This window comes from Pseudonocardia yunnanensis (genome assembly GCF_039534065.1).
In the GTDB taxonomy this organism is placed as follows: domain Bacteria; phylum Actinomycetota; class Actinomycetes; order Mycobacteriales; family Pseudonocardiaceae; genus Pseudonocardia; species Pseudonocardia yunnanensis.
The window spans coordinates 87,625-100,971 of the sequence record NZ_BAAAUS010000020.1; the positions used below are offsets into that span (position 1 = coordinate 87,625).

At 69.1% G+C, this 13,347-nt stretch carries 11 protein-coding genes; 3 read left to right on the plus strand and 8 right to left on the minus strand.

The annotated features are described in order from the left end of the window. Positions 1-183: 183 nt before the first annotated feature. Positions 184-363 carry a hypothetical protein gene (locus ABD743_RS19205; RefSeq protein ID WP_344723485.1) on the plus strand — a complete coding sequence of 60 codons (180 nt, stop codon included), beginning with the start codon at positions 184-186 and terminating at the stop codon, positions 361-363. Between the two features lie 61 nt (positions 364-424). On the opposite strand, the gene ABD743_RS19210 is transcribed toward ABD743_RS19205, so the two are convergent. After that, positions 425-1,945 (minus strand): GMC family oxidoreductase, encoded by a 1,521-nt coding sequence (locus ABD743_RS19210; protein WP_344723486.1) that lies wholly within the window; start codon positions 1,943-1,945, stop codon positions 425-427. A gap of 455 nt (positions 1,946-2,400) precedes the next feature. Between ABD743_RS19210 and ABD743_RS19215 the strand changes: the two genes are divergently transcribed. Continuing rightward, positions 2,401-3,747: an LLM class flavin-dependent oxidoreductase gene (locus ABD743_RS19215; protein ID WP_344723487.1), complete on the plus strand. Its 1,347-nt coding sequence runs from the start codon at positions 2,401-2,403 to the stop codon at positions 3,745-3,747. A gap of 32 nt (positions 3,748-3,779) precedes the next feature. On the opposite strand, the gene ABD743_RS19220 is transcribed toward ABD743_RS19215, so the two are convergent. Further along, entirely contained in the window at positions 3,780-4,406 is a 627-nt protein-coding gene (locus ABD743_RS19220; RefSeq protein ID WP_344723488.1) for a MerR family transcriptional regulator, read from the minus strand. A gap of 246 nt (positions 4,407-4,652) precedes the next feature. On the opposite strand from ABD743_RS19220, the gene ABD743_RS19225 reads away from it, so the two are divergent. Further along, on the plus strand, positions 4,653-5,615 hold the full coding sequence (locus ABD743_RS19225; RefSeq protein ID WP_344723489.1) for a hypothetical protein: 963 nt from the start codon (positions 4,653-4,655) through the stop codon (positions 5,613-5,615). A gap of 5 nt (positions 5,616-5,620) precedes the next feature. Here the strand turns inward: ABD743_RS19225 and ABD743_RS19230 are convergent, their stop codons facing one another. From ABD743_RS19230 to ABD743_RS19255, 6 genes are all read right to left on the minus strand, one after another. Next, positions 5,621-6,643: a DUF4331 family protein gene (locus tag ABD743_RS19230; RefSeq protein WP_344723490.1), complete on the minus strand. Its 1,023-nt coding sequence runs from the start codon at positions 6,641-6,643 to the stop codon at positions 5,621-5,623. A gap of 341 nt (positions 6,644-6,984) precedes the next feature. Continuing rightward, positions 6,985-9,594 (minus strand): GAF domain-containing sensor histidine kinase, encoded by a 2,610-nt coding sequence (locus ABD743_RS19235; protein ID WP_344723491.1) that lies wholly within the window; start codon positions 9,592-9,594, stop codon positions 6,985-6,987. A 19-nt stretch (positions 9,595-9,613) separates the two neighbouring features. Next, the gene (locus ABD743_RS19240; protein WP_344723492.1) at positions 9,614-9,754 is read right to left on the minus strand and encodes a hypothetical protein; all 141 of its coding nucleotides are present in this window, start codon (positions 9,752-9,754) and stop codon (positions 9,614-9,616) included. A gap of 67 nt (positions 9,755-9,821) precedes the next feature. Next, positions 9,822-11,039, minus strand: coding sequence for a D-mannonate dehydratase ManD (gene manD, locus ABD743_RS19245; RefSeq protein WP_344723493.1), 1,218 nt, complete (start codon positions 11,037-11,039; stop codon positions 9,822-9,824). Between the two features lie 160 nt (positions 11,040-11,199). Then, entirely contained in the window at positions 11,200-12,264 is a 1,065-nt protein-coding gene (locus ABD743_RS19250) for a lactonase family protein (protein ID WP_344723494.1), read from the minus strand. Positions 12,265-12,305: 41 nt separating this feature from the next. After that, positions 12,306-13,337 carry a DUF4331 family protein gene (locus tag ABD743_RS19255; RefSeq protein WP_344723495.1) on the minus strand — a complete coding sequence of 344 codons (1,032 nt, stop codon included), beginning with the start codon at positions 13,335-13,337 and terminating at the stop codon, positions 12,306-12,308. Positions 13,338-13,347 lie beyond the last annotated feature (10 nt).

The following is a 13,347-nucleotide window of genomic DNA, read 5'->3' on the forward strand; positions in this document are numbered from 1 at the left end:
CCCGCCGGTGCGTCGTTCGACGTAGTCGCCGGTGAGCTGGAGAGCACTGCTCCCGGGCGGTGGGAATTAGCACAGACCCGTAGTGGGCGAGGGAGACATCGCTCACATTCGGGGCGTTCCAACTTTCCTCTTTTTTGCGGTTGCGCAACCGTTGTGACCATGGGTGCTGCACACGCTCACGAAGTGCCGGATCGGGACTGGCTGGACGAGCTCGTCGAGCTGCACGTTCTCGCCGCGAGTGGCGACAGTGCTGCGGCCTCGGCGGCGGAGCGATGGATGTCCGCCGATCCCGCCGTACGGCAGGCATGGACCGAGGTGGAGAAAACATGCGACCGGATACGCGCTGAGAACCCCCCGCGGTGACGAGCCGCGGGCTACTCCTCGCCTCCCACCCCGACGTGGTGACGGCGAGGGCACAACGCACCTAGATGGTCCGGGCGAGGTGTTCGGCGATCATGAGGGTGGCCAGGTTGGTGTTGGCGGTGGGGATGGTCGGCATGATCGACGCGTCGATGATCCACAGGCTGCTGGTGCCATGCACCTTGCCGGTGGCGTCGACCACGGCGTCGGGGTCGTGTGCTGGTCCCATCCGGCAGGTGCCGACGTAGTGGTGGTACGGCACGAGGTTCGCGCGCACCGCACCGCCGAGATCGTTCTCGTCGGTGAGGCCGGCGCCGGACCAGTCTTCGTCGACGAGGTGCTTCGCCAGCGGAGCAGACGTGGCGAGCGTCCGCGCCAGCCGTACTCCGGCGACCAGCCGGGGCAGATCGTCGGGGTGGGAGAGATAGCCGGGCTCGATCCGGAGCGGCATGTCGGGCTCCGGGCCGCTCAGGTGCACGGTGCCGCGTGAGTTGGGCGTGAGTAGCGCTACGAGCAGGGCCAGCTTGGGCGCGCCGTTGCCCGCGATGGGTCCGCTGGGGAATACCTGCAGGTCGGGTGGGCTGATTCCGGGCTGCGTGTGCGTGGTGAGCAGCGTCTGGCGTGGTGGGAGTCGGGGCTGGTCGCGGGCGACGAACCCTACGCGCAGCAGGGGATGGTCCTGCAGGTTCGCGCCGACGTCGGGCAGGTGCGCTTCGACCGGGATCGACAGGACGGAGAGGTCATCGGCGGGCCCGACACCGGAGCGAAGCAAGATCGCCGGGGTACCCACGGCCCCGGCGGCCAGAACGACGGTGTCGGCGGTGATCTGTGTGCCGTCGGCGAGGATCACCCCGGTGGCGTCGCCGCCGTTGAGCAGGATTCGATCGACGGCGCTCTCGCCGCGGATGGTGAGGTTCGGGCGTTCTCGAGCCTGGGCAAGATAGGTCAGTGCGGTTGACTTCCGCAGTCCGTCGAGTTCGTTGACCGGAAGCCTGCCCGCGCCGACCGCGCCAGGCGCGTTGTGGTCGAGCACCGGCGCGTGTCCGGTCGCTTCGCACGCTTCGAGGAACGCTTGCTGAGGCTCGGACAGCTCTGGATAGCGGCGGATCGGGACGGGACCGCGGGTGCCGTGGGAGTTGTCGTGGAAGTCCTGGTCGTGCTCGAGGCGGCGGAAGGCCGGGAGCACGTCGTCGAACGACCATCCGGAGCAGCCCGCGGCCGCCCATCCGTCATAGACGTCGCGGTGCCCGCGCAGCGCCATGACGCTGTTGATCGCCGAACTGCCACCGACGATCCGTCCGGCGTGCACCGGCACCGACCGGCCCAGAGCGGGCGCCGTTCCCGCGTACTCCCAGCCATAGGTCGCTCTCGCCGAGCTGTCGAAGGCATCGGCCACAGCTGGGGGCTGGCTCTCACCGACGGGGCCGAAATCGGTGCCGGCGTCGAGCAGCAGCACCGATCGCGAGGGGTCCTGTGACAACCGCGCGGCGAGCGCCCCACCGGCTGAACCCGCACCGACAATCACAACATCAGCGCCGGTGGCCTCGGCCTGGTGCCCTGGCTGCCGAGTTCTGACTGTTGTCACGATCCTCCTCCGGCTATGCACCGTCAGGCCTCGAGAAATTAGTGGGAACAGTGAATTGGCTCATATTCCTCGATGTTGCACTGGTCGAAATGCATACCTCCGGCCAATTCTCGTATCCCAACTGTCCTTGTACGTGTTGGGTCTTGGCGTCTGCAGGCACCGAACTCGTCTTCCAGACTGGCTCGCCGGCCTTATCGTCGCAACCACGCTCAGGTCAGCGTTGCCACTATGTGTGGCGCCCATAGTTTTTCGTTGGATGCTGCGAAAGCACGATCGGTGCGAATGTCCGAATAGTGGCCAAGAACCCCGCGCGAGCCACTCGGCCTGGCTGCGCCGTGGTCTCTACCGCACCACGTACTCCGGCGGCATGCCGCGAGAGACCATGGGGTGTCCGACCTCACGCAACCCCGTTTCCCACCCGGCAACGGTCGCCGGCTCGACCCGAGAGGACAGGCATGGACAACCGGATGATCCTGGTCACCGGCGTGTACCCCGTGGGAGGGCACCTCGCCGGATGGCGGCACCCGACCGCGTACCCCGACATCGTCATGAACCTCGACGCCATGATCGACCTCGCCCGGACCGCGGAGCGCGGCAAGCTCCAGGCGCTGTTCCTCGCCGACGGCAACGCCGTACGTCAGATGGACAAGACGGCACTGTTCGAAGCCTCCGCCCCGTCGGACCGCCCGGCGTCGTTCGAGCCGACCACCCTCATGGCCGCGATCTCGCAGCACACCGAACACATCGGGCTGTTCGCCACGGCGACGACCACCTACGAGCAGCCCTACCTGCTCGCCCGCAAGTTCTCCTCGCTCGACCACCTCAGCGGCGGCCGTGCGATCTGGAACGTCGTGACCACCTCCTACCCGGGCGACGCCGTGAACTTCGGCGGCGCCTTCCCCGAGAAGACCGACCGCTACAAGCGCGCGCGGGAGTTCGTCGAGGTCTGCAAGGGGCTGTGGGACAGCTGGGCCGCCGACGCCTTCCCGCAGGACAAGACGACCGGTCAGTTCCTCGACTCCGGCCGGGTGCACACACTCGATCACCACGGCGAGAGCTTCACCGTGCGTGGGCCGCTGAACCTCGCGCGCAGCCCGCAGGGCTACCCGGTGCTGTTCATGGCGGGCCAGTCCGAGTCGGGACGAGAGCTTGCCGCGCAGCACGCCGACTGCCTGTTCTCCGTGGCACAGACCAAGGAGGAGAGCATCGAGGTCGTCCGCGACATCAAGGGCAGGATGGCCAAGTACGGCCGCGAGCCGCACGAGCTGAAGATCATCCCGGGCGTCCGCGTCAACGTCGCACAGTCCCGCGCCGAAGCGCTCGCCCTGTACCGCGAGCTGAACGCTCTCGTGTCGCCTGCGCTCGGCGTTCAGTACCTGTCGAGCATGGTCAAGGAAGACCTGGCCCCATATCCGCTCGACGGCCCGCTGCCCGACCTGTCCGCCGAGGTCAACGGGATCACGAGCCGCCGGCAGAGCGTGTGGGAGATGGCGTCACGGGAGAACCTCACGATCCGCCAGACCTACCAGCGGCTGCTCGCCGCCGACGACACCCCGCCGTTCACCGGCACCGAGGCCGAGGTGGCCGACGAGTTGGAGGACTGGTTCCGCTCCGGGGCGTGCGACGGGTTCATGCTGAGCGTTCCGACCCTGCCGCTCGGGCTCGAACGGGTCGTCGACCTGCTCGTGCCCGAGTTGCAGCGGCGCGGGATCTTCCACGACGACTACTCGGGGGCGACGCTGCGGGAGGAACTCGGCCTGCGAGTGCCGAGCAACCCGCACTTCACTCCTCAGATGGTGTGAGCGGTCCACTCCGCCTCGCCGGCCTGGGCCGGCTACTCCGCTCCGTAGAGCCGCTTCGCCTCGTTCTGCTGGGCGAGCCGGCGTAAGGCGCTGAAGAGCGCGTCGCCCAGCACCGTTCCGACGATCGCGCGTTCCACGATGGACTCAGGGGTGGTGGGTGTTCTGAGGGCGGCGAGATCCAGTTCAGCCATCTGTGCGGCGAGCCGGGCGTAGCGCTCCAGGTCGCCCAGCATCGCGTCGTGCCCGATGGTGCGGAACGTGCACAAGAGCCCGATGAGTGCTTGCGTCGACTTGTCATCGGGGACGAGGACCCACCCGACACGTTCTGCGGTCTGCTCGAGCACGGACAGGGCCCACGCGCGGTCCTCCTCGCTGCCCTCGGCCTTGGAGGTGATCAAGCTGGTGTGGGCGACGTCGAGGATGTCGAGAGTGGGCGCCTCGGAGGCGATCGCCTGGACCACGCGGCGCACCTCGGTGATGGACAGGCCGCCCACCTCGAGGAGGGCGCGCACCAGCTTGAGCCGCCGGACGTGGCCGGCGTTGTAGCGAGCCTGGTTCGGGCTGGTGTGTTCCCCAGCCGGGACTAGGCCTTCGCGCAGGTAGTACCGGATGGTCGCCACGGGCACGCCGGACTCCTCGCTCAGTTCGGCCATGCGCATGCGGGTTCCTCCTCGGGGCGGAGCACTGACTGATCGGCAACGTAGTTGTCGTCGCTCGCCACCGTGCGGGGACCGCGCCGTGGTGTCGCGCGCGGTCGCCGGTCGCCGATCAGCCCACCCGAGGGCCCCGGATAATGGAGAGTGTAACTTCACGCTATCGATAAACGCGCTCTACGCTCGCCTGGGAGGCTTGCGGTGGTCCTTTCGTACGGGCGGGGACGGATGCCGGTCGGCTGGCATCGGCCGATGCTCTCGGTCGCCGTCGTCATGGCGCTCTTGGCGGTCGTGTCCGCCGTCGGGCTGGTCGTGGACGACCGGGTGCTGCTCGGAGCGCCCGTCTGGCTCAAGCCATTGAAGTTCGCCCTGTCCAACGCGATCTACGCCGCGACATGGGCCTGGCTCTTCTCGCTCCTGCAGCAGCACCGGGTGCTCGCGAACCGAACCACGAACGTGCTCGTCGCGGTCATGTACGTGGAGTACGTCCTGATCCTCGTGCAGGCCATTCGCGCACGGCCCAGCCATTTCAACTTCTCCACCCCGACGGACGCGATCATCTACACCGCCATGGGCATCTCGATCGGTGTGCTCTGGACGGGAGCGCTGATCCTCACGATCCTCGTACTCCGAGCGCCGATCGCCGATGTGGCCACTCGCTGGGCCTTGCAGTCGGGAGTGGTGATCTCCCTGGTCGGTATCAGCCTGGGCGCCCTGATGGTCACCCCGACCCAGCCACAGCTGGAATCCATGGGCAACGGCACGTTCCAGGGAATGATCGGTGCGCACAGCGTCGGTGTCGCCGACGGCGGGCCGGCCATGCCGCTCACCGGTTGGAGCATGACCGGCGGAGACCTCCGCATCCCCCATTTCCTCGGGATGCACGCGCTCCAGGTGCTACCGATCGTGTTCGTCCTGCTGACCCTGCTTGCACGGCGCGTTCCGCGGCTTCGGCCGAGCGCTATGCGTGCGCGGTTGGTCGCCGTTGCAGCAGCCGGCTATGCAGCAATGCTGGCTCTGGTCACGTGGCAGGCGGAACGGGGCCAGCCGCTCTTCCAGCCGGATCTGCTGGTTCTGTGCGGCTTCACGGTGCTCGTCATCGCCGTTGCCGGGGGTGTGGCCGTGTCGTTGTCTCGCCCTGTGCTGGAACGCGAGCCGTCCGGGAGCCATACCTCGGGCAATCCTGGGGGAGTGCCCCATCAGCACCGCTCCTGAGGCGGTCACATCGGCACGACGTAGGGGAAGTTCTTGTCCCGCAGGTGCTTCGTCGCGGTCGGTTTCAATCCTGAGGGCACGGCTGTGTTCACGACCAGGGAAAGCATTGCTTCGGGGGCGTTGTCGGCCGGTGTCCGGCCGTTGAAGGTGGCGAAGCTGTAGGTCGCGGGCGTTCCGACGGTGTAGGGCAGGACATCGGGGAACAGCTTGCGGGCCACCGTCCGGCCGTAGCCCAGGGGGTCGTCGCAGGTGCCCGTGGCCGCCACGGTTTTCGCGATGAGGTCTGCGGTGTAGGCGCCGTCGGCGTCGAAGTCCTCGGAGGGGTGGCGGGTGTTGGAGGGGTGGGTGAACTCCGTGTCGGTCGGCCAGAAGATCGGCCACATCATGGGGTGTCCGGCGCGGTTGATCTGCCGCCAGCCGCCGGCGTCGGTGGCGAGTTTGGTGGCGCACCAGACGCCGATGCGCGTACCGGGCCGCAGCTGTGGGTGCTGGTGGGCGACTTCGAGCACGATGGATTCGACGGTCGTGTCGGCGAAGCTGTTCTGCGCGTTCTCCGGGCGCCATCCCGACAGGTCCACGGCGGTGCCGTTGTTCACCGCGGAGTTGATGATGCCGAGCAGCGAGAGGTCGATGTAGAAGCAGTCGGCGATGCGACCGGCCCAGAGCCGGGTGTCAGGTGCGGTGGCGGTCTCGCCGGTCCTGCCTTCGAGTACGAGTTCGCCGGTTGCCGAGTCATCGCGTGCGTCACGGCCCGTGAGGGTGTGCAGCTGCAGTGGCTGTCGTCCTTCGGAGTCTGCTTCGCCGAAGGACAGCCGGTAGGTCAGGTCTTCGAAATCGGCTCCGTCTACGTGCACCTTGAACTCGTAGCGTCCCTCCGGGTGGAAGGCCGGTTCGGCGTGGGCGCCGGTGATGGTCGAGTTGACGTCCATCACGAACACAGTGCTGTCGGCGCCGGCGAAGACGTACAGGTCGTCGATGAAGAGCTGGCCGGTCTGGCTCGCCAGAGGTGTGTCAAGGTGATGGGACATCGGACAATCCGTTCTCTTCATGAAGCGGCAAGGTCGGCGTTCAGTTCGTCGTGAACCGGGCGTGCGGTAGCCGTCGCTGTCGCAGGCGCATCAGTGCCCCAGAGATGACAGGGCCCCCCGGAACCACCGCGCTGTGAAGGTCGTGCCTGAGGTCCGGATCTCCTCGCAGGGCGGTGATCGAACAGCGAGGAGCGCGATGTGACGGCGCTCGGACCGAATGTCAGCCTTCCCGCGGCACTGCAGCGCTTCGCCCCTGCTAGCTGGAATCCGGGATACCGGCTAGCCCGACCCTCGATTCGGCTGACCAGGGGATGCTGCAGGCATCCCAGAGCAGTCGTCGGTCAGTTGGCCTGTAGCGGAAGTTCGACGACGATCGCCGTCCCTTCACCCGGGCGGCTGTCGACCTCGATCAACCCTCCCAGGGCCTGCACCCGGTCGCGGAGCCCGATCAGCCCGGAGCCTCCCGCGGGGTCGGCGCCGCCCTCTCCGTCGTCACGGATCGACAAGTGCAGGATCGAGTCGCGCTTCTCGACCGTGACCTGCGCGCACGAGGCGCGGGCATGTTTGGTGGTGTTGGTGAGCGCCTCGGACACGACGTAGTAGGCCGCGACCTCGATCGGGTCCGCCGCGCGGATCGTGGTCCGGATGTCGAGTTCCACCGGGAGCGCCGCGCGGCGGGCGAGACCACGCAGGGCCGGGCCGAGCCCGCCCTCGGACAGGACCGCCGGGTGGATGCCGCGCGCGATCTCGTGCAGCTCGTTCAGCGCTCCGTCGAGCTCGTCGGCGACCCGGCCGATCTCCCTCTGGAGCTCGAGCAGCTCCGGGGGCACGGTGTCCCGGGCCAGGCGCAGCGCGAGGCCGAGTGCGACCAGGCGCTGCTGGGTGCTGTCGTGCAGGTCGCGCTCGATCCGGCGCCGGGCATCGTCGGCGGCCGCGACGATCCGGGCCCGGGAGGCGGTGAGCTGGGCGCGGCTGTCGGCGTTGGCGATCGCCGTGCCGACGAGCTCGGTGAACCCGGCCAGCCGCTCTTCGGTGTCGGGCGGGAAGGGCTCCCCCCGTGTCCCGGCGCCGATCGCGCCCCACAGCTTCCCCTCGACGACGATCGGCGCCGCGACGGACGAGTGGAGCCCCAGCCGGCGGACGGCGTCGGCGTACTCGCCGGGAGCCCGGCTGTAGTCGTCGCATCGGGCGGGGCGGCGCGTGCGCATGGCGATCGCCACGGCCACGGGCGGCTCAGGCTTCCAGCGGCTCCCCGCCGGGAGCGCGGTGCGGTGTGCGCCGACGCTGGCGACGAGAGTCGTCGCGCCGTCGGGATCGAGGCGAAGGATGACCGTTCCGTCGGCGTCGAAGACGCTGCCGACTTCGTGCGCGACGGCCGAGAACACCTGGGCCGGTGGCATTCCGCGGGCGACGAGCGTGGCGACCCGGCGCAGCGCGGCCTGCTCCTGTGCGAGCCGGCGGAGTTCGTCGCTGCTCTCCTCGAGCTGGTGGCGGCCCTCGGCGTTGGCGATCGCGGTGCCGATGAGCTCGGTGAAGCCGGCCATTCGCTTTTCGGTGTCGGCGGGGAGGTGCTCGCGCCGCGTCCCGGCGACGGTCGCGCCCCAGAGACGCCCCTCGACGACGATCGGGGTCGCGACTGATGACCGGATCCCCAACCGGCGGACGGTGGCGTCCGCGAACGCTCCGGAGGCTTCGCTGTAGTCGTCGCAGCGAGCCGCGCGGCCGGTGCGCAAGGCGACTGCCAGAGCCAGCGGCGGCTCGGGCTTCCAGCGGCTTCCGACCGCCAGCCCCTCGGAGTGAGCGCCGACGACGGCGAGAATGGTCATCTCGCCGTCGGGATCGAGGCGGGCGATGGTCGTGGCCTCGGCGCCGAGGACGAGCCCGATCTCGTGTGCGACCGCCGCCAGTACCTCGGACGGAGGCGTCCCGCGGGCGACGAGTGTGGCGACGCGGCGCAGTGCGGCTTGCTCCTGTGCGAGCCGGCGGAGTTCGTCGCTGCTCTTCTCGAGCTGGTGGCGGCCCTCGGCGTTGGCGATCGCGGTGCCGATGAGCTCGGTGAAGCCTGCCATGCGCTCTTCGGTGTCGGCAGGAAAACGTTCGTGCCGCGTCCCGACGGCGATCGCGCCCCAGAGATCCCCCTGGACGACGATCGGCACCGAGACTCCCGACCGGAGTCCCAGCCGGCGGACGGCGTCACCGTACGGGTCGGAAGGTTGGCTCAAGTCGTCGATACGAGCCGGGCGGCCGGTGCGCAACACGGCGGCCAAGGCCAGCGGCGGCTCCGGCCTCCAGCGGCTGCCGATCGGGAACTCGGCGGGGTAGGCGCCGACGCGGGCCACGACGGTCGTCCCGCCGTCCGGATCGAGGTGGAGGATGTTGGTGCCGTCGGCACCGAGGATGTCGCTGACCTCGTGTGCGACGGCCGCGAGTACCTCGGCCGGTGGCGTCCCGCGGGCGACGAGTGTGGCGACGCGGCGCAACGCAGCCTGCTCGGCGGCGAGCCGGCGGAACTCCTCGCTGCTCTCGGCGTTCGCGGTCGCGAGGATCTTGGCCTCACGGCGGCGTTCGGCGAGGCTGACGACCGAGCTGACCGCGCCCGCGACGAGGACGAACGCAACCAGGGTCACCACATCGTCGGGTTCGGCGATGGAGAAGTCGTCGAGCGGGGGGATGAAGTAGTGATCCAGCAGCAAGGCGGCAGCGATCGCGGCGGCCAGCGCCGGGAGCACCCCACCGACCAGCGCCACGACCACGACGGCGAGCAGGTAGAGCAGCGTCTGGCCGGGCAGGTCCACGACGCCGCGAAGCTGGGCCAGAACCAGTGTCAGCAGTGGAAGAACGACCAGCCCGGTCAGCGCCCCGACGAGCCGCCGCCGCGGGGAGAGCCCTGCCCACAGCACAGGTAGCCGTCGTCGGGTGGCGCCGGGCTTCGTGGATGACGATTTGTGCACGTCAAGGTCGCCCTTCCCGTCAGGCGGGTGGCGGTGGCGCCGGGTGCCCGCCGTCGGCGACGGGCCAGCGGGCTGCGACGGCCAGCGTCCGGACGAGCCGGGAGGCGTGCTCGGCACGGGCAGAGCCCAGGCAGCGCGGAGAGAACGTGTCGCCGACCACAGCATGGTAGGACCCGTCTGCGCCCGGCGGTGGCGTCTGCACGCTTCGCGGGGGCGGTTCTCGGCTGTTACCAGTCGTGGATGGTGCCGTCCCGCAGCCGGTTGACCGGCAGATACGCGGGGCGGTACTCGAACCGTGCCGCGGCCGCGCGGTCCAGGGTGACGCCCAGGCCGGGCGTCTCGCCGGGATGCAGGTAGCCGTCGCTGAACGTGTAGGAGTGCCGGAACACCTCGTAGGTCTCCGCGCTGTGCGGCATGAACTCCTGGATGCCGAAGTTGTGGATCGCCAGGTCGAGGTGCAGCCCGGCGGCCATCCCCACCGGGGAGATGTCGGTGGGGCCGTGGATGCCGGACTTGATCTGGTACTGCGCAGCGAGGTCGAACAGCTTGCGCATGGCAGTGATGCCGCCTGCGTGCGTGACCGCCGAGCGCACGTAGTCGATCAGCTGCTCGCGGATGAGCGTCTGGTAGTCGACCGCCGAGTTGAAGACCTCGCCGATCGCCAGTGGGGTGGTGGTGTGCTGACGGACCAGCCGCAGGCCGTCCTGGTTCTCCGCGGGCGTGCAGTCCTCCAGCCAGAACAGGTCGTACGGCTCGAGCGCCTTGCCCAGCTTCGCCGCCTGGATCGGAGTGAGCCGGTGGTGCACGTCGTGCAACAGCGGCAGTTCGGGGCCGAACTCGTTACGCACCTCCTCGAACACCGTCGGCAGGTGGCGCAGGTAGGCCTGCGTGTCCCAGATCTCCTCCGACGGCTGCGGGTGACGCCCGTGCTCGGGGCCACCGGCCGGCTCGGGGGCAGCGGAGATGCCATAGATCGTCTCCAGCCCCGGCACGCCGGACTGCACCCGGATGGATCGGAACCCCTGCTCCTGGCGTTCCCGGATCGAGTCGAGCAGTTCCGGCAGGTCGCGCCCGCTCGCGTGCCCGTAGGCGCGAATTCCGCTTCGGCTCGCTCCTCCGAGCAACTGGTAGAGCGGAAGCCCCGCCACCTGCGCTTTCAGGTCCCACAGCGCCACGTCCACCGCGGCGATCGCCGCCATGGTCACGGGGCCGCGCCGCCAGTACGCGCCGCGGTACAGGTACTGCCAGGTGTCCTCGATCCGGTGGGCGTCACGCCCGATCAGCAGTGGGCTGACATGGTCGGAGAGGTAGCTCGCCACCGCGAGCTCGCGACCGTTCAGCGTTGCGTCGCCGTAGCCGGTCAGGCCGTCGTCGGTGGTGATCTCGAGCGTGACGAAGTTGCGTCCCGGGCTGGTGACGACGACGTCGGCGCCGGTGATCCGCATGGGGTTCCTTCCGTGGGGGAGCTGGGTTCAGGAGCGTCGCGCGAGGCTCGGGTCCCGAAGCCCAGCCCACACGCCATGCTGCGCATGCTCCCCGAGCGGAGATGGGTGGTCCACGACGCCACCCGCACGCGCTTCGCCTGCCCTGGCTGCGCGACCTGGATCAGCCGAAGATCACGCAGGATGCGGCGGGAGCCGCGAGCGACCCGGAAACGGTGGGGACACCGGTGTCCGGGTCGATGTCGAACCAGGTCACGTCGCCCGAGTGCTCATCGGAGACGTAGAGGTGCCGGCCCGTGGGCCCCAGTGTGAGATGGCGAGGCCAGCGCCCGCCGTACTCCACGGTGGTGATCAACTGCGGTCTCTCGTAGGTGGGGTCGAGAGCGAGCACGGAGATGCTGTCGTGCCCGCGGTTGGCGGTCCAGACGAACCTGCCGTCGGCCGACGGGACGACCTCGGAGGCGTAGCTCTGCACCGACACGCTGTCGGGCAGGACGCGGATCTCCCGCATCGGGTCGAGGGTGCCGGTCAGACGGTCCCAGCGGCAGACGGTGATGGTGGGGTCGAGTTCGTTCATCACGTACACGTGATCGCCGTCGGGGTGGAAGGCGAGGTGACGGGGCCCCGAGCCGGGCCGCAGCGGCGTTTCGCGGTGCGGCGAGAGCGTCCCGGAGGTGGCGTCGAGCGTGCTGATCCACACGGAGTCGGTGCCGAGGTCGACGCTGAGGACCCAGCGATCGGTGGGATCGGTGACGACCTGGTGGGCGTGTGGGCCGCCTTGCCGATCGGCGTTCGGGCCGCTTCCCTCGTGCTGCCGGATGCCGCTTGCAGGTCGCAAGGCGCCGTCGGCTCCCAGGGGCAGCACGGTCACGCTGCCGGAGCCGTAGTTGGCGGTGAGGAGATATCCGGCGGCGAGAGTCAGATGAGTCGGGACTGCGGCGCCGACCGGAACCTCGCCCAGCAGCCGCAGCGTCCAGGGCTCCTCGTCGTCTGCGCCGGTGCCTGCGCCGTTCGTGCTGAAGGCTGCGGCAGCGCCCTCGTCGTTCTCGGAGACCGCGTAGAGCACCGTGCCGTCGGGTGAGAGTGTGAGGAAGGACGGGTTCGCCACGACGTCGGTGACGCCGCGCTCCTGCAACGCACCGGTCGCATCGTCGACCTCGGCGACGATGATGCCGCGACCCCCCGACGAGGTGAACGACCCGATGAACGCCCGCCTGCCATTCCTCATGCTGCTTCCCCTCGATGTAGTCCCGGAGACCGGGCTGTGTTTCAGGACGCCGCCGACACGTAGGGCCAGGTGCCGGAGGGCTTGGAGGTGACCGACTCTTTCCCGATGCCCATCGTGACTGCCGAGTTGGCGGCGAAGGAGAACATCACGTCCGGCGCGTTGTCGGTCAGCGAGCGGCCGTTCCACCCGGCGAAACCGAACGCGGCCGGCGTGCCGATCGTGTACGGCAACAGGTTGGGCAGGATCCTCGAAGCGACCATCTCGGCGTAGGCGCGCGGATCCGCAGCCGTGCCGTTCGCGGCCACCACCCGCGCAACCATGTCGGTGATCGTCGTGCCGAAGGTCTGCTGGTCCTCGGCCGGCCGCCCGAGGTTGAGCCGGTTGCCGAGGTCCTCGTTGAGCTGGGCGAACAGCGGGTGGATCATCGGCAGGCCCGCCCTGTTGATCGGCCTCCAGCCGCCGGAGTCGGTGGCCAGTGTGGTCAGTCCCCACACCCCGATTCGCCGCTCGCGCGCCGCGACCGGCAGCAGCACCGCGTCCGGCACCTCCAGCACCAGCGAGTACACGGTTTGTCCTGCGAAAAGGTTCTTCGCGTGCTTCGGGTCCCAGCCGTACAGATTGATCCTTCTGCCGTGCTGGAACGCCTCCCCGACCGCGTGCAGCACGTCCGGATCGACGAAGAACGGGTCGCCCGCCTTACCCGCCCACAGCCGTGAACCGTCCTCGCCCTCCGCGGTGGACTCCGTGCTGCCCTCGGCCAGTACGACCCCGGGCGCGAGCGGGTCGACGGCCTCCACACCGGAGATGCGCCGCAACTGCATGCGCTGGTGCCCTGCCGCATCGCCGTCGACGAACGTGACGCGATAGGTCAGGTCCTCGACGGCGTCCGCGTCGCCGTCGATCTTGAACTCGTACATCGCCTCCGGATGGAACCCCCGTACATCCTGTCCGGCCAGGGAGTGGCCGACATTCATGACGAACACCGTGCCCCGCTCACCGCGGAACAGGTAGACGTCCGTGATGTCCAGCCGGACGTCGGCGCGGGCGATCGGAGAATCCAAATGATGAGACATCTTCTCACAT

Excerpts from the sequence above, each read along its gene's own strand:
- ABD743_RS19250 (WP_344723494.1), bottom strand. The coding sequence starts at position 12,264 with ATGAGGAATGGCAGGCGGGCGTTCATCGGGTCGTTCACCTCGTCGGGG.
- ABD743_RS19255 (WP_344723495.1), bottom strand. The coding sequence starts at position 13,337 with ATGTCTCATCATTTGGATTCTCCGATCGCCCGCGCCGACGTCCGGCTG.
- ABD743_RS19230 (WP_344723490.1), bottom strand. The coding sequence starts at position 6,643 with ATGTCCCATCACCTTGACACACCTCTGGCGAGCCAGACCGGCCAGCTC.
- ABD743_RS19225 (WP_344723489.1), top strand. The coding sequence starts at position 4,653 with ATGCTCTCGGTCGCCGTCGTCATGGCGCTCTTGGCGGTCGTGTCCGCC.
- ABD743_RS19220 (WP_344723488.1), bottom strand. The coding sequence starts at position 4,406 with ATGCGCATGGCCGAACTGAGCGAGGAGTCCGGCGTGCCCGTGGCGACC.
- manD (WP_344723493.1), bottom strand. The coding sequence starts at position 11,039 with ATGCGGATCACCGGCGCCGACGTCGTCGTCACCAGCCCGGGACGCAAC.
- ABD743_RS19215 (WP_344723487.1), top strand. The coding sequence starts at position 2,401 with ATGGACAACCGGATGATCCTGGTCACCGGCGTGTACCCCGTGGGAGGG.